General features: G+C 37.4%; 15 protein-coding genes and 1 other annotated feature. Of the genes, 5 read left to right on the forward strand and 10 right to left on the reverse strand.

Going from position 1 to position 18,160, the window contains the following annotated elements; genetic code table 11:
* Positions 1 to 21 precede the first annotated feature (21 nt).
* The gene (locus tag EJF36_RS15755) at positions 22 to 1,074 is read left to right on the forward strand and encodes an EAL domain-containing protein (protein ID WP_125907233.1); all 1,053 of its coding nucleotides are present in this window, start codon (positions 22 to 24) and stop codon (positions 1,072 to 1,074) included.
* Positions 1,075 to 1,233: 159 nt separating this feature from the next.
* Here the strand turns inward: EJF36_RS15755 and EJF36_RS15760 are convergent, their stop codons facing one another.
* Genes EJF36_RS15760 through pepV form a run of 4 tightly spaced genes read right to left on the reverse strand, consistent with a single transcriptional unit; the run spans position 1,234 to position 5,364 of the window.
* Positions 1,234 to 2,181, reverse strand: coding sequence for an NERD domain-containing protein (locus tag EJF36_RS15760; RefSeq protein WP_125907234.1), 948 nt, complete (start codon positions 2,179 to 2,181; stop codon positions 1,234 to 1,236).
* Between the two features lie 20 nt (positions 2,182 to 2,201).
* Positions 2,202 to 2,768 (reverse strand): RNA 2',3'-cyclic phosphodiesterase, encoded by a 567-nt coding sequence (gene thpR, locus EJF36_RS15765; protein WP_125907235.1) that lies wholly within the window; start codon positions 2,766 to 2,768, stop codon positions 2,202 to 2,204.
* A 12-nt stretch (positions 2,769 to 2,780) separates the two neighbouring features.
* A complete protein-coding gene (locus EJF36_RS15770; protein WP_125907236.1) occupies positions 2,781 to 3,950 on the reverse strand; it encodes an MFS transporter in 1,170 nt (389 codons plus the stop codon).
* A 19-nt stretch (positions 3,951 to 3,969) separates the two neighbouring features.
* On the reverse strand, positions 3,970 to 5,364 hold the full coding sequence (pepV, locus tag EJF36_RS15775) for a dipeptidase PepV (protein ID WP_260471995.1): 1,395 nt from the start codon (positions 5,362 to 5,364) through the stop codon (positions 3,970 to 3,972).
* Between the two features lie 287 nt (positions 5,365 to 5,651).
* On the opposite strand from pepV, the gene EJF36_RS15780 reads away from it, so the two are divergent.
* Positions 5,652 to 5,873 carry a DeoR family transcriptional regulator gene (locus EJF36_RS15780; RefSeq protein ID WP_125907238.1) on the forward strand — a complete coding sequence of 74 codons (222 nt, stop codon included), beginning with the start codon at positions 5,652 to 5,654 and terminating at the stop codon, positions 5,871 to 5,873.
* Between the two features lie 54 nt (positions 5,874 to 5,927).
* Here the strand turns inward: EJF36_RS15780 and EJF36_RS15785 are convergent, their stop codons facing one another.
* Positions 5,928 to 6,638: a pseudouridine synthase gene (locus EJF36_RS15785; protein ID WP_125907239.1), complete on the reverse strand. Its 711-nt coding sequence runs from the start codon at positions 6,636 to 6,638 to the stop codon at positions 5,928 to 5,930.
* A 111-nt stretch (positions 6,639 to 6,749) separates the two neighbouring features.
* On the opposite strand from EJF36_RS15785, the gene EJF36_RS15790 reads away from it, so the two are divergent.
* Positions 6,750 to 6,962 carry a hypothetical protein gene (locus tag EJF36_RS15790; RefSeq protein WP_125907240.1) on the forward strand — a complete coding sequence of 71 codons (213 nt, stop codon included), beginning with the start codon at positions 6,750 to 6,752 and terminating at the stop codon, positions 6,960 to 6,962.
* A gap of 89 nt (positions 6,963 to 7,051) precedes the next feature.
* Here EJF36_RS15790 and EJF36_RS15795 read toward each other — a convergent pair whose 3' ends face one another.
* Complete coding sequence (locus EJF36_RS15795; RefSeq protein WP_125907241.1) at positions 7,052 to 8,677, reverse strand: putative polysaccharide biosynthesis protein; 1,626 nt, start codon at positions 8,675 to 8,677, stop codon at positions 7,052 to 7,054.
* A 233-nt stretch (positions 8,678 to 8,910) separates the two neighbouring features.
* On the opposite strand from EJF36_RS15795, the gene EJF36_RS15800 reads away from it, so the two are divergent.
* Positions 8,911 to 10,173, forward strand: coding sequence for a BaiN/RdsA family NAD(P)/FAD-dependent oxidoreductase (locus EJF36_RS15800; protein WP_125907242.1), 1,263 nt, complete (start codon positions 8,911 to 8,913; stop codon positions 10,171 to 10,173).
* A gap of 288 nt (positions 10,174 to 10,461) precedes the next feature.
* On the opposite strand, the gene EJF36_RS15805 is transcribed toward EJF36_RS15800, so the two are convergent.
* Positions 10,462 to 11,274 (reverse strand): class I SAM-dependent methyltransferase, encoded by an 813-nt coding sequence (locus EJF36_RS15805; RefSeq protein WP_185806935.1) that lies wholly within the window; start codon positions 11,272 to 11,274, stop codon positions 10,462 to 10,464.
* 191 nt (positions 11,275 to 11,465) lie between these two features.
* On the opposite strand from EJF36_RS15805, the gene EJF36_RS15810 reads away from it, so the two are divergent.
* On the forward strand, positions 11,466 to 12,938 hold the full coding sequence (locus tag EJF36_RS15810) for an NAD(P)/FAD-dependent oxidoreductase (RefSeq protein WP_125907244.1): 1,473 nt from the start codon (positions 11,466 to 11,468) through the stop codon (positions 12,936 to 12,938).
* 383 nt (positions 12,939 to 13,321) lie between these two features.
* Here EJF36_RS15810 and EJF36_RS15815 read toward each other — a convergent pair whose 3' ends face one another.
* The 3 genes from EJF36_RS15815 to EJF36_RS15825 form a co-directional block, all read right to left on the reverse strand.
* Positions 13,322 to 13,618 (reverse strand): rhodanese-like domain-containing protein, encoded by a 297-nt coding sequence (locus EJF36_RS15815; RefSeq protein WP_125907245.1) that lies wholly within the window; start codon positions 13,616 to 13,618, stop codon positions 13,322 to 13,324.
* A 68-nt stretch (positions 13,619 to 13,686) separates the two neighbouring features.
* Entirely contained in the window at positions 13,687 to 16,104 is a 2,418-nt protein-coding gene (gene leuS / locus EJF36_RS15820; protein ID WP_125907246.1) for a leucine--tRNA ligase, read from the reverse strand.
* Positions 16,105 to 16,181: 77 nt separating this feature from the next.
* Positions 16,182 to 16,406, reverse strand: a binding site (T-box leader).
* Positions 16,407 to 16,679: 273 nt separating this feature from the next.
* The gene (locus EJF36_RS15825) at positions 16,680 to 17,696 is read right to left on the reverse strand and encodes a S66 family peptidase (RefSeq protein WP_125907247.1); all 1,017 of its coding nucleotides are present in this window, start codon (positions 17,694 to 17,696) and stop codon (positions 16,680 to 16,682) included.
* Positions 17,697 to 18,160 lie beyond the last annotated feature (464 nt).

The raw sequence follows: 18,160 nt of genomic DNA on the forward strand, positions 1-18,160 counted from the left end.
GAAAAGGAGAAAGACGCTAAAATGTCTGATAATTGTCCCAATTGTTCTATTATATATAAGATATATGATGTTGGATATGTATTTATAGCAACTGAAACAGAAGCCATACAACAAAAACTACTTTCCATGCCTACTTTAAAAGAAAGTCAATTAATTAATTATGAAAATGAACAAATAATTACAATTTCATATGAATCTAAAAAAATGTTAAAGTCACTACTTGAACCTTTGCAAGATTTAGAGAACAGTGACAAGGACAATATAGCAATCGCTGTCAATAACGTGAGCAACGCGAGCTATCTACATTTTATAGGATATCCTTATTTTCATAATCACATACATTACGAGAAGGTTCTAGAATATATTTATCATGGAGAATTGAAGGTAGCTCTTCAACCTATCATTGATTTAGAAACAAATAAGCTGTTAGGGTATGAAAACTTATTACGAACAACGATGCCTTCAGAAATTGGCCCAAAAGAATTATTTGAAACGGCAAGTATAACTGGTACACATTCTTATCTTGATAAGCGAGCTAGAGAGGAAGCGATTAAAGCTAGAAGTAACTTAATTCCTCCTGGAGTAAAAAGCTTTATTAATTTTTTGCCATCTACCATTTACAATCCTGATTTTTGCTTACAGCACACATTCTCCATAGTCCGAAAATATAATGTTTCACCAGAGGATTTAATATTTGAAGTGGTTGAAACAGAAAAAGTTGAAGATGTAAAACACTTAAAAAGAATATTGAACACCTATAAAGCATCCGGCATGAAAGTTGCGCTTGATGATGTAGGTAGTGGGTATGCAACACTTGAAATGCTTCGAGAATTACAACCTGATTATGTTAAGATTGACCGTAAATATATCTCTCATTGTGAGGCTGATATAACAAAACAGCAGTTTCTAAAAAAAGTGGTTGAAATAGCTGAACAATTAAACATATTTGTTTTAGCTGAAGGAATAGAACGAGCTGAGGAACTACAATATTGTAAGAATATTGGTATGCATTATGCACAAGGTTATTATATCGGAAGGCCTACGACACAAAAAAAATTAATAAGTCACCCTTAACCATTATTATCTACAAAACACAAAATAAGGCTTGGACAAAACAAAGAGCCTGGCACCCAACAACGCATTATATTGAGCGGGCAAAATACATAAGCGCGTACATATAGTGTGTTCAGTAAGGTGCCAGGCTCTTATGTCCCAGCTTTTTTTTATAGCTTTTTAGTTGTCCTCTTCAAAATCATCTTCTTCCACTGATTCCCACTCAATACGTTTAACAAAAGTGGTTTGACAAAATGATAGCAGTGCAGCAGCAGCTTTTAACTGAATCGATTTTAGAGGGATACGCGAAGATCTCATACCTTCAAACCAAGTTGTGTATTGGCGTTTATCAATAATGTCAATATTATAAGGCTCATGAGGAAAATCAATAAAACCTGTTCTATTTAGAATAGTTTGTTTTACTGGAAAATCAATTTCATGCAATTCAAGAATACTCTGTACCACTTTTGCCATGCGCTGCAAGGAAATTACTGGAGAGAGCACTTTCTTTTCCGGAACACCAGATTTGCGTAAAGTCCAAAAGCGCTCTTTTCCTCCTAAAAACACACTATCATGGTCGTCTTCACATATCACAATACAATGTATGCCATATGGACTTACGAGGATTATTTCTAATTCTATAGTTGCCTGCTTTAGTTGAAAAATGGGCTTATAAAGTAGTAAATATGTGTCAGGAAATCTCTGCAAGAAATATTTCAACATCTCATCATGTAAAAATTGATTATCAACAAAAGATTTTTCTCTTAAAGTAGAGCTTGCCCATTTAATTTGAAATGACATGAGCTTGTTCAAAAACACTTGCTTTAGCTCATCTTCAGATAAAGGCGTTATACTGTTAACTTCACTTTCCTCTTCATGATCTGTTACATCTTCTTTCTTAAATACCTTCTTAACAAAGCCAAATAAAGAATATGAATCATCCTTTAGCCAGTCTTCCCCTTCAGTTGCGCTATACTCATCCTGAAAATCATCTAATGGATTATTCTCCCATGCTGTTTTTAACCTTGTCCATTGTTGGTTTTTCAGACGAATATATTGACCTGGATAACGAAACATATCCGATTCGTATCGGGAAATATAATCCTGTAATTTAATTAATTGCCCCAATTCTTCCTCCCCCTCTACCACTAAGTTAAAAGCTGAAACTTGTGAATAGGGTTATACTTTGGTGTTCTATTTAAGCAAGTCTTATAAATCGCTATTTCTTTAATCTTTATTTTATAGGAAAACTCCTCGGTAAACGCGCTTGCGACCGGTGTATTTTCTCGGAACGGTTCTTCACTTAGCCACTTTCTAGCAAGTGTTATATGAGGTGAATACGGCCGTTGGTCTAGTGCGTACCCATTTTGTGTGCAAATATTATAAACCGCTTTCTGTATAGAGAAAAGTTCATCTTTTCTCTTAATGCCACACCAAAGAACACGCGGTGACGTGACTTTACCAAATGTACTCAATCCATGTAGAGTTACTGAAAAAGCCTGCTTCTCTTGTAATAATAGATTTAAATCATGAACAAGCTTTTGTAATTGTTCTTGTCCACTCTTTCCTAAAAATGCAAGTGTAAGATGTAAGTCTTCAGGATGCACCCACCTTTGAAAAGGTAAAGCATCCTTTAGTATGGAATAGTACCTTTCTATATGCTGCTTAAATTCTTGTGGGAGCACAGCTGCAACAAAATAATGAGTATCTGACATGTAATCCCCTCACTATATATGTACTTGTACTTCAGCTCTTTTCTGAAGCATCATAATACTAACTAACACAAACAAACCTGCTACTGTTAAAGATGCAAATAACAAATACACGGGCATTATCCCGTATTTATCGAGAATAACGCCGCCAATAAACGTACAGAACCAGCTTCCTAACCCATTCCCAACAGCAGTATACATGGTCACTGCTGTAACTTGAACGGTTTTCGGAGCAGCATCACGTACAAATTGCAAAGCTGCTGGTATAAAAAGCCCTACAGAAAATCCTTGAGCGACTGTTGTTGCATAAACTAGTATGAGAGAAGGCTCTGTAAAATAAAACAACCATCTAAGTGCTGAGATTGCGGCAGCCACTAGTAAGGTCTTCTCTAAACTAAACCGCTGGATTAAATTTTTAGAGAATTTCATAAATGGCGCTTCACTGCCAGCTGCTAGAAAAAAAGCTAATCCTATTCCTGTTAGTGTCCCGCCAATATCTTTTATAAATATACCAAAATAGAAATTATTAGCATATATTGGCCCAAATACTAGGAAGGTTGTTGCTAAAAACAATACATATTGCGGTGTTTTTATAAGTTGAGATACTCCTTTGAAAACATTAACGCTCACTGACTGTCTCTCGCGAGGTAAGAACCAAGCAATACTGGCGGATATAACGATAGTTATTATAAACGCATAAAAAATCATATTAGCGCCAATCAGCTCTGACAAGCGGCCTGCTACTAGTACAGCAGTGGCAAATCCTATTGCTCCCCATAAACGGATATTTCCGTAATTCCCCTTTACTCGCTGAACATAACTTAAAGCAATACTATCAGAGATAGGGACTATCGCACTCTGAAAAACAGCTAATAGAACGGCCATTATAAAGATAATCCCGTAGGCTGTTACGTTAGCATAAAAAAATCCTATAAACGCACTCATTAACATAACTGTTACTAATATTACTTGAGGCTTGCCTGTTATATCAGCTATCATACCCCAAAGTGGTTGAACTACAATAGATATAATAGGAGTAATCGACATAACAACACCTATTTGCGTACCAGTCAGCCCTATATAGTCGTCTAGATATACTGAAAGTAATGGGAACAAAGCTCCTGTTCCAAAAAATACAAAAAAGTAAAACATGCTAAATTTCAGCTGAACATTTGTATAAGACATGTAAATAACTCCTGCCTGTCTATTTTGCTAGTTCAAACAAAGCTTGTGCGTACAACGATGTAGCTTTTAATAAATCATCAATTTCAAAATACTCATCCTTTTGATGAGCTACATCTTCCCGGCCAGGGAACAGTGGGCCAAACGCCACTCCAGCATGTAACGCTCTCGCATACGTGCCCCCTCCGATTGCCAATAAATCAGCCGCCATCCCTGTTTGTTCTGTATACACTTGCTGCAATGTTTGTATAAGTGAATGATCCTTTTCTACATGATGAGGTGGCATAGCCGAAAAAGCAGCTAAGTGAAACGGTGTGTTTTCACTAGCTTTTGTTAACGTATGTTTAATAAAATCTCCATCCGCTGTTACAGGATAACGAATATTCACGCCTAATAAACCACCATTTTCTGAATATGAGATTTTCCCTAAATTTACTGTTAATGGTCCAGATATATCGTCTGCATATGCAATTGCTAATTTTTCACCACGCGTATCATCAACAAAATAATCATGTATAAATGAAAAAAATGAAGCACTAGGATCGTCTAATTGCAATGTGTGTATAAATCTTGCCAGTTGTATCCCCGCATTTAGTCCATTATTCGGCTCCATGGCATGCGCAGCTTTTCCTTTTAGTGTTAAAGTTACATGACCATTTGATTGTTCAGAAGAGCCTATTAGTCCAGATTGCTGCAAAAATGCAGCAAACTCACCTACAATATTTTCAACATTTCCGCTAATAGTTACTGTTGCAAGATCAGGCACCATATTATATCGTTGACCACTTGAAAAATGTTCAACAACTGCTAATGACTCTGATTCACAATGCTGTACCTCAAATGAAAAATCACAGTCTATAATTCCTTTTTCGGCGTGAATAATCGGGAAATCAGCATCAGGAGCAAAACCAATAGCTGGCATTTCTTCTTTTTTAAAATAATGATCTACACAACGCCAATTACTTTCTTCATCCGTTCCAATAATGATCCGAATACGTTTGCTAAGTGGTAGTGCTAAATCCTTTACTATTTTCAGTGCGAAATAAGCGGCCATAGTAGGTCCTTTATCGTCCATGGCACCGCGCGCATATATACGATTATTTCTGATATCCGCAGAAAAGGGTGGCGTTTCCCAACCCTCCCCAGCCGGTACAACATCTATATGACATAGAACTCCAACAATATCTTCGCCTTCTCCAAACTCTATATGACCTGCATAGCCGTCAACATTTTTTACCGTGAAGCCATCAGCCTCTGCGGTTTCCAATAACCAATTTAACGTCTTATGTATGCCGATTCCAAACGGGGCTTGCTCAGTTGCTGTCTCCTCGTCAAGAATACTTTCGAATTGTAATAGTTTTTGTGTTTTTGTAATTAAGTCCTGTTTACGGTTCTCAACTTCTGCTTGCCAATTGATTGTCATTTGTAAGCTCCTTTCAACGCTTGGAAAATTTTGCAGTATTATATTAAATTTTCATAAAAATAGTCATATTATTATGATAGTTTAACATATGTATGGTAGCAACCCTCGTAAATTTGGGCTTCATACAAAGACTACTTTCTAAAAAGAGGTGACGCTATTAACAAAAGTATGTTAATATTGTGTAAAATTCTATCAATTTATAGAATTTTATATTAGCTTTATTGTACAATAAATTTGTAGGGTACTTCAGTTGCAAAAAACTTTCGATGAGGAGTGGTTTTTTGAAACCTTCAACAAGCCGTATGTTAACCCGTATCAAATCCGTTTATATGTTTATTAACGAAAAAGGAACGGTAACTACGCAGGAACTTGTTGACGAGTTCGGTATCACCCCTAGAACGGTTCAAAGAGACTTAAATGTTCTAGAATATAACAAACTAGTTATTAGTCCAGCCAAGGGTAAGTGGACCACTACAAAAAGAAAAGTCAAAATGACGTCGTAAGAATTACATATCCTACTTCGCATAAAGCTGCGAAGTTTTTTTCTGCTCTCCATCTTACCTACCCTTTAGTAAATCTAGTTCCTCGTCTGTCAATTCACGATACTCACCTAATTCAAGTGTTTCATCCAGATTTAAAGGTCCCATAGAGAGGCGTTGTAAATAAACAACGCGTTTTTGTACTGCCTCAAACATACGTTTAACTTGGTGAAATTTGCCTTCCACAATAGTTATTTCTATTTCAGAGCGTAATCCTGATTTTATTATCTCCAACTCCGCTGGCATTGTTTCATAACCATCATCTAATACAACACCCCTCTTAAAAGCCTTTACATCTGCTTCCGTTACTTCACCTTCAATTACTGCATAATAAGTTTTTGAGACATGTTTCTTAGGTGAAAGAAGCTGATGAGCGAGCTGGCCATCATTCGTTATAAGTAACAAACCCTCCGTATCTTTATCAAGACGCCCCACTGGAAATGGATTAAAAATTTGATGCTCCATTTCTAGCAAGTCAATAACAGTCTCTTCCACATTATCCTCAGTTGCAGAAATGACTCCAGGTGGTTTGTTCATCATTAAGTAAATAAATTCTTTATATTCAACAACTTCACCATGCACTGTAACTACATCATTAACTGGATCTACATGCTCCTTTGAATCTTTTATTACTTCGTCATTCGCCTTAACTGTCCCACTTTTTAATAATTTTTTAACGTCCTTTCGACTACCGTACCCCATATTAGACAGTAATTTATCTATTCTCATAATGAACACTTCCTATAGATATTATTTTTTGAAAAATAGGCTTTTGTATGATGCGACAAGAGCCCGGTTTACATAGTTATATTATGACTATTATTTAGAGGAGTGTGTGCCATGTTTTACAGACAACAACAGCAACCACAATCTATTTACTTCCCGATTCCAGGTTTCCCAACACCAAGCCCAGGGTTTCCTAATTATGACGATCGTTTAGACCAGCTTGAACGTCAAGTGGAAATTAACACAAGACGTATTAATCGCCTTAATCGTCGCCTGCGTCGTCTTGAGCGCCAGTTCGGGTATGCAGATACTTTCGATAATTATTAGTTGAAGGTAATAGGTACTATTTCTACTTGTGAGAATAACCTAAACCTTAAGAAAAACCAACAAAGTCCGGCTTTTGCCAGACTTTGTTGTTACCCTTCTGCTTGTTGTTTCCTTCGAGATAAGAAAGGAATTCTGTTCCCTAATACATATTGGAGCAAACCTGACGTATATGACAAATACCCATAAAGTGCTCCACCTACAGTAACTCCAACTAGCGTTACTATAAGTGCATGCCAACGTCCTGCTTCGTATGAAATAACAAGTCCCACAAAATACGTTGATATCTTAACAGCAATTGCCATCATTATCGTAAAAATAATCATTAACAAAATACGTCTTGCAACAAAGCTATAACTATAGCCTGTGTATTTCTTAATAAAATATAATTGGATAACGATAGAAGTAGTATATCCTAGAGCCGTTGCCGCTATCGCACCATAAACAGCAAACATCGTAATAAACCAATAATTTAAGATAAGCTTCACAAATAAACCAGCTAACATACTTAAAATAGTTAAACGTTGATGATTTATGCCTTGCATAATAGCAGACGTTACAGAAAACATCGCAAATAAAATAGCAAGTGGGGCGTATGCTTGTAATATAGCCGAGCCTTGTAGACTTTTTTCATAAAAAAACGTATATGCTGGACCTGCAAGTACAGACAACCCTATTGCAGCCGGAAATGTTAGAAAAAATACAATCTGAAATGTTTGGTGTAAGTATTTTTTCAATTGCACATAATTTTCACCTACATACGCCGTCGTGATGGTAGGAATTAGCGTTAGTCCAAGTGCTGTAGCTAAGGAAACAGGAATTAAAACTAGCTTTTGGCTTGTAAAGTTCAGCATCGTAAACAAACTATCTGTTACTTCTGCTAAGCCAATAGCTACCATGGCACGATTAAACGTAAGTTGATCAATAAGCTGATATAACATCCCTGACAAACCGACTACTACAAATGGTATGGCATATAATATCAGTTCTTTGTAAATCTGTTTTAGTGATGGATTATACGTCCCTTTATCCTCTTCTAGCTGTTGATTTAAATAATCTTTTCTTTTATATAAATAAACAAGCAGGACAGCTAGGCCTCCGAGCGTACCGACAAATGCAGCAAAGGTTGCTAATGAAATAGCTGTTGTTAAGTCTCCATTCATAACTCGAAGAACAATAAATGTACCTGTTAGTAAAAAGGCTATGCGAATAATTTGTTCAACAACCTGTGAAGCCGCAGTTGGTCCCATAGATTCATGCCCTTGAAAAAAGCCTCGAATTAAACTCATAATTGGAAGCGGAATTAAGGCAAAGCTCACTGCTCTTACGACAGTTGTTAATTGCTCTACAGAAATCGCTTGGTCTGCATCCACAATAACAAGTGGTGCAATAAATGGTGCTGTTATATACAAAGTTATAAACGCTAACACCCCTGTGGTACCCATGACAAACATGCCTGACTTAAATAGACGCCGTCCTACTTTATATTCACCTAGTGCATTATATTTTGAAATAAATTTAGAAACAGCTAAGGGAATGCCCATAGTGGATAAACTTATAAAAATTGAATAAAGCACATATGTATATTGATATAACGCCCCTCCAATCGGGCCAACTAGAGCATAAAATGGGAACACATAGATGAGTCCTAAAATTTTAGAAATCATAACCCCCATTGTCAGTATCATGGTACCGCGTATAAGCTTGGAATCTGACATACTATCCCTCATTTATTTTCTTTTAGAAACATGTTTAAGGTTCATTAAGGTAAACTAAGCCGTTTAGCATTTTTTATTTTCTGGAGTGAAATGCTTAGTCATTTACCAAGTTTGCGTAACAACAAAAAACTTCAGCATACATTCCACATGTACTTTGACCATTTTATCACATTTGTCTCCAAATGCGATATTGGATATAATTTTATTGAATTCAAATGAGAGTAGGATTATACATGAAATTCGATGTTATTGTTATTGGTGGCGGTCCATCAGGTTTAATGGCTGCTATAGGCGCTGCTGAAAAAGGAGCCTCCGTTCTATTAGTTGATAAAGGAGACAAACTAGGACGAAAGCTTGCTATTTCCGGAGGTGGACGCTGTAATGTGACAAACCGTTTACCTGTAGAAGAAATAATAAAACACATTCCAGGGAATGGGCGATTTTTATATAGTGCATTTGCTCAATTTAACAACGAGGATATTATTCGTTTTTTTGAGGATCTCGGAGTTAAACTGAAGGAAGAAGATCATGGGCGTATGTTTCCTGTTACTAACGATGCTCAATCAGTTGTTAAAGCTCTGTTACATACGTGTCAAAAGCTGAACGTAACCTTTAAAGTGAACTCCCCTGTGCAAACTGTTGAATACGAAAATGGTCATGTAAAAGCAATCGTATTAAAAACAGGCGAGACAATTGAGACGAAAGCCGTCGTTATCGCTGTAGGAGGGAAATCTGTCCCGCAAACAGGCTCCACGGGCGATGGTTATGTTTGGGCTGAAAAAGCAGGCCATACTGTTACAGATTTATTCCCTACCGAGGTGCCTATCACATCAAATGAGCCTTTTATTAAGAAAAAAGAACTTCAAGGTCTTTCATTAAGGGATGTAGCTGTTAGCGTCATTAATCATAAAGGAAAAACAGCTGTCACACATCGCATGGATATGCTGTTTACTCATTTTGGCATTAGCGGTCCTGCTGCTTTAAGATGCAGTCAATATGTTGTTAAAGCTTTAAAAAATGCAAAAGGGAACGACGTATTCATTAGCATTGATGCCTTACCAGATACATCAGTAGAGCTATTGTTTCAACAGTTAATTAAAATTTTAAAAGAAGAACCAAAAAAAGCTGTCAAAAATGCTTGGAAAGGCATCATACCGGAGCGTTATTTGTTATTTATGCTTGAAAAAGCTGACATTGATCCTCAACTTGCTTCTGGTCATGTATCTCACGAAATGGTACGCCAGTTTGCTAACCTATGTAAAGACTTTCGCTTAACTGTTTCTGGTACATTGTCAATCGAAAAAGCATTTGTGACGGGTGGCGGAATCTCCGTAAAAGAAATTGACCCAAAAACAATGGGATCAAAACTAATGAATGGGTTGTTTTTTTGTGGAGAAATACTAGATGTTCATGGATATACAGGAGGCTATAACATAACTTCAGCTTTAATTACTGGACGCCTTGCGGGGATAAATGCAGGAAGTATTGACAAATAAAATTCAAAAAAAAGCAGGCTGAAGATTCCTGCTTTTTTCGTTTTTTGTGAAAGGACTAAACGTGTAAATCAACGTAAGATTGTAGTCTGAACATCTTTGTTTCTCGAATCAGCCTTCGTACACTTGATATGGGGCTACGTTCACTCAAGCAGCAAGTATACAAGAAAATATTATTAGTAGGGACAGCACAAAAAGCTTTTAACTAGACTGTCCTTTAAATAATGTCCCTATTCGAAAAACAACATCCCGAGCTCTTATCGTCTTCAAACGGATAAATGCTCAGCATTTTCATAGCTGATACAGCACAATTCTATGAGCTTTATTCGCAACCGGAAACAGTCCAGCTACTTTGAAGCCCATTCTATACCCAAATGATAGTTTACTAACATCCTTTGACTCAGCAAAATAGCGCTCCTCTATAAACGCGAAGTTATCTCCCCATCGTTCAATTTCTTTTGCATCATCTATTCCCCAATATAGATTTGCTCCCGTCTTCTTTATAGAAGGGTGTCTATTAATCTTGTTAACAGTCATGCTACTAAAGACATCAAACACAAACTGACTTCCCGGAAGCTTATGCTGCAATTTTTCGAACAAAATCTTAACCTCATTTTCTTGTACATACATGAGAAGACCTTCAGCAACTACCATAACCTTTCCCTCTATTTGAATTTGCTCTAGCCAAGTCCAGTCTGTTACTGATGAAGAAATATGTCGATATCGATCTGTTTCAGGGAAAAACTTTGACTTTAACTCCATTACTTCTGGAAAATCTAGATCAAACCATTTCACTGCACCATTATCGACTCTAAAAAAACGGGTATCTAGTCCACAGCCCATATTAATAACCGTTCCTTGCGGATGTTTTAATAAAAACTCTGATACATAATCATCCATTAGTTTTGCACGAATACAAACAGTAATTTGTGTTTTTTTCGGTACTTTCAGCAACGAATAATCATATTCAATTCGTTGCATCAGTTTAACCGCTTCCTCATCAACTAATATAGGATTCTTTTTTTGTGTTTCTAATACTTTACTGTAAAACGTGATTAAAAGCGTTTCTTTTTCCTTTTCTAGCTTAATTCGTTCCACTGTCATTAGTATCATCTCCATATGCTCATACTTTCACATATAATAATACAAAATAAAGTAAAAAATTACCACACTGAACAAATACGAACATTTTATTTTATATTTTTTTTAATGTTCGTGATTAACATTGACTTCACCCCTTATCCTCTGATATAGTAGCTTTTGGTTAAAGGAATTCTGATACCGGGGGAATAACAATGACAAAAATCTATGATGTAGTTGTAGTTGGTGCTGGACCAGCGGGAATTTTTACATGCTATGAATTTACAAGAAAAATGCCTAATGCTTCTGTTTTACTAATAGATAAAGGGCACGATATATATAAAAGAAATTGTCCCATTTTACAAAAAAAAATTGAAAAGTGTCCACCAGCAGCGGGGAGAAAGGAATATGCCGGATGCCTACCTGCTTGTTCAATTACAAATGGATTTGGCGGCGCTGGTGCTTATTCTGATGGGAAGTTTAATATAACAAGTGAATTCGGTGGATGGATGACAGACTATCTATCTGAATCAACAGTAATGGATTTAATTAGCTACGTAGATTCTATTAATCTAGAGCACGGCGCAACTCAGTCCATTACCGATCCTTTGACAGACAAGGTACGTGAAATTGAAAAAAAAGGATATGCTGCAGGACTTAAGCTATTACGAGCCCAAGTTCGCCACTTAGGTACGGAACAAAATCTGCAAATATTACAAGATATTTTCGAATACTTACGTGAAAGAATTGAAATGCAATTTAAAACAGAGGTTGCTGATATCCTTACTGAAAAGCACGACGGAAAACATACAATCACGGGCCTCACTTTAAAAAACGGTGAAACTATTTCAGCCTCTAAAATTGTCATTGCTCCTGGACGAGATGGGTCTCATTGGCTGACGAACTTATTGAAAAAACGTCGCATCAAGATGATTAACAATCAAGTTGATATTGGGGTGCGTGTAGAAACTTCTGATATTGTTATGGAAGAAATAAATGAGAATTTATATGAAGGTAAATTTATTTATAATACATCCGTTGGTACACAAGTCCGAACTTTCTGTAGCAATCCTTCAGGACATGTTGTCGTAGAGAATCATTCAGGCATTATGCTTGCGAATGGACACGCCTACAAAGACCCAAAGCTCGGTAGCAAAAATACGAACTTTGCTTTGCTTGTTTCTCATAAATTTTCTGATCCGTTTGATAAGCCGAACGAATACGCTCATGAAATTTCAAAATTAGCTAACGCCTTGTCTAACGGTGGCATCATTGTACAAAAGTATGGTGATATTTTAAAGGGCCGACGTTCAACAGAGAAAAGAATTAAAGAGGGATTTTTAGAGCCTACTTTAAAAGAAGCGGTTCCTGGTGACCTTGGCCTTGTTCTGCCTTATAACACTTTAAAAAGCTTAATCGAGATGACAGAAGCATTAGATAAAGTCACACCTGGACTTGCATCAGAACACACACTGTTTTATGGTGTAGAGGCGAAATTCTACTCAGCTCGTCCTCAGCTTAACGATAAATTCGAGACAGAAATAAGCGGTTTATATGTTGGTGGAGATGGAGCAGGAATCACAAGAGGGCTCGCTCAAGCAAGTGCATGTGGTGTTTGGATAGCAAGAGACGCAATTGAAAAATTAAACTCAACTAAGGAAAAACAGAAGGAACCTGTACATGTATAAACATTGAACTTTTGAGTACTTTGAAATATTTGGAATTACGCATAACTAACTGGGTTTTACGCATAAACAGCTAGAATTTACGCATAAACAATAAAAATTTACGCATAAACGGCTGGAACATACGCATAAACAATAAAAGTTTACGCATAAACGGCTGGAACATACGCATAAACAATAAAAGTTTACGCATAAACCGCTGGAACATACGCATAAACAATAAAAGTTTACGCATAAACCGCTGGAACATACGCATAAACAATAAAAATTTACGCATAAACGGCTGGAACATACGCATAAACCGGAAAAACGCACGCATACCATCACGCATTCGTGAAAGAAAAAGAGCTTAGATCACTTCAGATCTAAGCTCTTCATGCTTTTAATCAGACCGTTCGGCCTCGCCAATCAAGCATACCACCAACCATGTTAGTAACTTTATAACCTCGATCTTCAAGGAAATAACATACGTTACCGCTACGATTTCCTGAACGACAAACAAAAATGTATTCTGTATCTTTGTCTAATTCATCTAGTTTATACGGAATCTCACCCATTGGAATATGATTAGCTGTTGGAATCATGCCTTGTGCCACTTCATCATGCTCTCTTACGTCAATTAGCGCAAGCTTTTCTCCTGCTTCTAGTTTTTTCTGAAGCTCTTCTGTTGTAATTTCTTTCATTTTTCATCAAACCCTCGCTTTTTTTAGGTATTCTTATTTTACCTTTCTTATCGGCGAAGTACAAAAATTTAATTCGCTACGATATTTACAAGCTTTCCTGGTACTGCAATGACTTTACGAACAGTTTTCCCTTCAATTTGTTCTTTAACTTTAAGGTCAGCCATTGCAATTTCTTCAAGTTGTTCTCTCGATGCTTCAGCAGGCACCTGTAGCTTCGCTTTCACTTTTCCATTAACTTGAACAACGATTTCAATTTCATTTTCTACAAGCTTCGCTTCATCGTATGCTGGCCATGCTTCATATGCAATGCCATCCTCGTGTCCAAGTTTACTCCAAAGCTCCTCAGCGATATGAGGACAAATTGGCGCTAACAGCTTTACAATCCCCTCAATGTATGACTTCGGTAAGGTTTCAGCTTTATAAGCATCATTGATAAACACCATCATTTGAGAAATTGCTGTGTTAAAACGCAGTCCTTCAAAATCCTCTGTTACTTTTTTCACTGTTTGATGATACACGCGCTCTAACGTACCACTGTCATCATTTTCAGTAATTTTCGAAGTTAAGCTTCCATTATCGTCAATTAACAAACGCCAAATACGATCTAAGAAACGGCGTGATCCATCTAATCCGTTTGTTGACCAAGCAATTGATGCATCAAGCGGCCCCATAAACATTTCATATAAACGAAGCGTATCAGCACCATGACTTTCTACGATATCATCTGGATTTACAACATTGCCTTTTGATTTACTCATCTTTTCGTTATTTTCACCAAGAATCATTCCTTGGTTATATAGCTTTTGGAACGGTTCCTTCGTTGGCACTACACCGATGTCATATAAGAATTTGTGCCAGAAGCGAGCATATAATAAGTGGAGTACAGCATGCTCAGCACCACCAATATAAATATCGACCGGTAACCATTCTTTTAACTTATCATCGTCTGCTAGCTTATTGCTATTTGTCGGATCAATATATCGTAAGTAATACCAGCAGCTACCTGCCCACTGTGGCATTGTGTTTGTTTCGCGGCGACCTTTACGACCTGTTTTTTCATCTACCACATTGACCCATCCATCAATATTAGCAAGTGGCGATTCACCTGTACCTGATGGCTTAATTTCAGTTGTTTTTGGCAGCATAAGTGGAAGTTGATCTTCAGGCACTGCCTCCATTGTGCCATCCTCCCAATGAATGATTGGAATTGGCTCACCCCAATAGCGCTGACGACTAAATAGCCAATCACGAAGACGGTACGTTATTTTCTTTTGTCCCTTCCCTTGTTGGACAAGCCATTCAATCATATTACTAATGGCTTCTTCTTTATCTAAACCATTTAAGAATCCGCTGTTTACATGCTCGCCGTCGCCTGTGTATGCTGCTTCATCAATGTTTCCGCCAGCAACCACTTCTACTATTGGCAAGTCGAATTTTTTCGCGAATTCCCAATCACGCTCATCATGACCTGGAACCGCCATAATAGCTCCTGTTCCATATGACATTAGTACATAATCCGCAATCCAAATTGGCATTTTTTCGCCATTTACAGGATTTACAGCGTACGCTCCTGTAAATACACCTGTTTTATCTTTTGCAAGATCTGTTCTCTCTAAATCACTTTTCGTTTTCATCTTTTCAATATATGCTTCGACAGCTTGTTTTTCATCCGCCGTTGTTATTTTTTCTACAAGAGGATGTTCTGGTGCTAAAACAGCATAAGTAGCTCCAAACAATGTATCTGGTCTTGTTGTAAAGACTGTAAACTCATTCTTTGTACCGTCAATAGTAAACGTCACTTCGGCACCTTCTGAACGTCCAATCCAATTGCGCTGCATATCCTTAATACTTTCAGGCCAATCTAATTCTTCCAGATCCTCAAGTAGACGATCAGCATATGCAGTGATTTTTAACATCCATTGTCTCATAGGTCGTCGCTCTACAGGATGCCCTCCACGTTCACTTTTCCCGTCAATAACTTCTTCATTTGCTAAAACTGTTCCTAGAGCTGGACACCAGTTAACAGCAACCTCATCTACATACGCTAAACCTTTTTCGTATAGCTTTAAGAAAATCCACTGCGTCCACTTGTAGTACTCAGGATCAGTTGTGTTAATTTCACGGTCCCAATCGTATGAAAATCCTAACGCCTTAATTTGACGGCGGAAATTGTTGATGTTTTGCTCCGTAAATTCCGCTGGGTCATTTCCTGTGTCTAACGCATACTGCTCTGCTGGTAAACCAAACGCATCCCACCCCATTGGATGTAATACATTTAATCCTTGCATACGCTTCATACGGGATAAAATATCTGTAGCCGTATAGCCTTCTGGGTGCCCTACATGTAATCCTGCACCAGACGGATACGGGAACATATCAAGAGCATAAAATTTCTCTCTTCCTTTTTCCTCTTTTGTACGGAATGTTTTATTTTGTTCCCAATACGTTTGCCACTTTTTCTCAATATCCATGTGGTTAAAGCTCATTGCCCGTTGTCCTCCTTAACTAAATAGCTAATCCTATTGTATAAATTTTTTACGGAAACGCAAAAATCCCCTCATCCCAAAGGGACGAGAGGATATAACACCCGTGGTACCACCCTAATTAGCAAAGTCGTCAAAGACAATGCTCACTTTACATCCGTAACGTGGACTATGCGACAGCTACTACTTCCCTTTCATAACTGCTACTCAAAGGCGAGTTCATAAAGCTTCTGTCCTGACTTGCACCACCCGTCAGTTCTCTTAAACAGAATATCTTCACTACTATTCCTTATCATCGTATTTGTTCATTCTTTTTTAACTCATAGATGTATTGTAAAAAATTTTTCCTTGTCTTGCAAGTATTGTCGGATTAATTCGGTCTCATACATGAGTTATTATATTATAAGAACATATGAAACGTTCAAATTATCTCTATATGTTTATTCGAAAAATGAAATATGAGTAGCCTGACCTGATTGTAGATAAACAAAGTATTCACCGTGTAATGCAAAGTTATCGCAAAAAATACTAATGAGTGATTACACGCTTTGGTTGGACTATGAGATCACACACTGTTCCTAAACAAATCGTTGCACTATGCTTCCTTTTCCACCTTGCACCTCTACCTCTGCAAACGCACCATTAATGAGCGTCATTTGTGGCGGAACATGACCAAAGTCAAGATCATAAAAAATAGGGATTTGCAGTTCATTTGCTAATTCTTCATACACATCTTCCACTGTATACTGTTCAACAGCTGTATTCGCATAGCTTCGACCAAACATTATCCCTGCGCATTGGTCAAACCACCCTGCCAACGTCATTTGTACTAACGATACTCGTAAGTCTGTTGTACGCAGTTCACAGTTTTCTAAGTACCAAATAACTTTATCACCTTTAATGAATTGTTGTTGAAAATTTTTCATATCTCCATATGGTGTTCCAATTAAATGGCGAATAATGTCAATACAGCCACCTAGCAATCGCCCTTGTATTTTATGAAAATTGTTACTACAAACTGTTCGCCAATGCGTTGGCTCTGTTAAATGAAATACACAAGATGAAGAATCGTGGTGTTGCCATTTCGCTTGATATTTTTCAGAAGCATATTGCGTAACGGTTTCGCCGCGTTTTGTTGCTAGTACAGATTGCCAATTCCTTGTCGTATCATCTTCAAATTCGCCTCGTAACTCCATTAAATTTGGACCATGAGCAGTCGCCATTCCAGTTTTTAACGTAATCGCTAATAGCAAAACACTTACATCCGAATACCCGAGCACCCACTTTTCGCGGATGTTTTCAAAGTCAACATACTCTATCATCTCAAGTAACAATTCGCCACCCAAGGGGGGCACTATCATATGTATGTTGTCGTCTTTCATCATTGTGTTAAATTCGTCAGCACGAACGAGAGCGGAAGCGGATTTCGCCTTATGTTGTGTCCAAACGGTTTCGCCACAAACGGTTTTAAATCCTTTTTCGTTCATTCGATGACATGCAAGCTTAAGTATGTCATGTAATTCAGTAGGGACACCCGATGAAGAAGCTGTCACCCCAATCGTGGCTGGTTTTACTAGTGTTGGATATGTAATCATTATCCTGCCTCCTTGACTATCTTACATTATTCATGCATGAACCATATGCTTGTCTCATATGCCACATTTAGTTTTAAGTGGTAAATAACATTTCTGTTATTTCTCCATACCTTATTGTATTCCCTTCACCAACTTAGAACTTTTTTCCGTACGCAGTCAAAACATGCTCCATTGTTGAACCTACTGACATATACCACATTGGGTTTAAACGAAGGTTCATGTAAGGTCATCTACTTTAATGAATCCCTTGAAACATAAAAGATTTAGCATTCAACACCCTTTTTAAACCCTCAAGCTGCTTCATGAGTATACCTCTTACAGAGAGCGTCCATTTTATGAAGTCCTCATAATCATATATAGCGAACTTTAATATAGTAGCCCCTTAATCCCGAAGACATATCTTACTCCGGAATACAAAGATAATATAAAAGCCGTAAAAACTTATTAGAATGATTTGAAAGCGC

It is taken from the genome of Bacillus sp. HMF5848, assembly GCF_003944835.1.
GTDB lineage: Bacteria > Bacillota > Bacilli > Bacillales > HMF5848 > HMF5848.

What these genes read in the sequence shown, in the direction of transcription:
- EJF36_RS15805 (WP_185806935.1), bottom strand. Translation starts at nt 11,274, where the DNA reads ATGACAGTGGAACGAATTAAGCTAGAAAAGGAAAAAGAAACGCTTTTA.
- EJF36_RS15790 (WP_125907240.1), top strand. Translation starts at nt 6,750, where the DNA reads ATGTTTTACAGACAACAACAGCAACCACAATCTATTTACTTCCCGATT.
- EJF36_RS15795 (WP_125907241.1), bottom strand. Translation starts at nt 8,677, where the DNA reads ATGTCAGATTCCAAGCTTATACGCGGTACCATGATACTGACAATGGGG.
- EJF36_RS15825 (WP_125907247.1), bottom strand. Translation starts at nt 17,696, where the DNA reads ATGATTACATATCCAACACTAGTAAAACCAGCCACGATTGGGGTGACA.
- EJF36_RS15810 (WP_125907244.1), top strand. Translation starts at nt 11,466, where the DNA reads ATGACAAAAATCTATGATGTAGTTGTAGTTGGTGCTGGACCAGCGGGA.
- EJF36_RS15770 (WP_125907236.1), bottom strand. Translation starts at nt 3,950, where the DNA reads ATGTCTTATACAAATGTTCAGCTGAAATTTAGCATGTTTTACTTTTTT.
- EJF36_RS15815 (WP_125907245.1), bottom strand. Translation starts at nt 13,618, where the DNA reads ATGAAAGAAATTACAACAGAAGAGCTTCAGAAAAAACTAGAAGCAGGA.
- EJF36_RS15785 (WP_125907239.1), bottom strand. Translation starts at nt 6,638, where the DNA reads ATGAGAATAGATAAATTACTGTCTAATATGGGGTACGGTAGTCGAAAG.
- thpR (WP_125907235.1), bottom strand. Translation starts at nt 2,768, where the DNA reads ATGTCAGATACTCATTATTTTGTTGCAGCTGTGCTCCCACAAGAATTT.
- leuS (WP_125907246.1), bottom strand. Translation starts at nt 16,104, where the DNA reads ATGAGCTTTAACCACATGGATATTGAGAAAAAGTGGCAAACGTATTGG.
- EJF36_RS15755 (WP_125907233.1), top strand. Translation starts at nt 22, where the DNA reads ATGTCTGATAATTGTCCCAATTGTTCTATTATATATAAGATATATGAT.
- EJF36_RS15800 (WP_125907242.1), top strand. Translation starts at nt 8,911, where the DNA reads ATGAAATTCGATGTTATTGTTATTGGTGGCGGTCCATCAGGTTTAATG.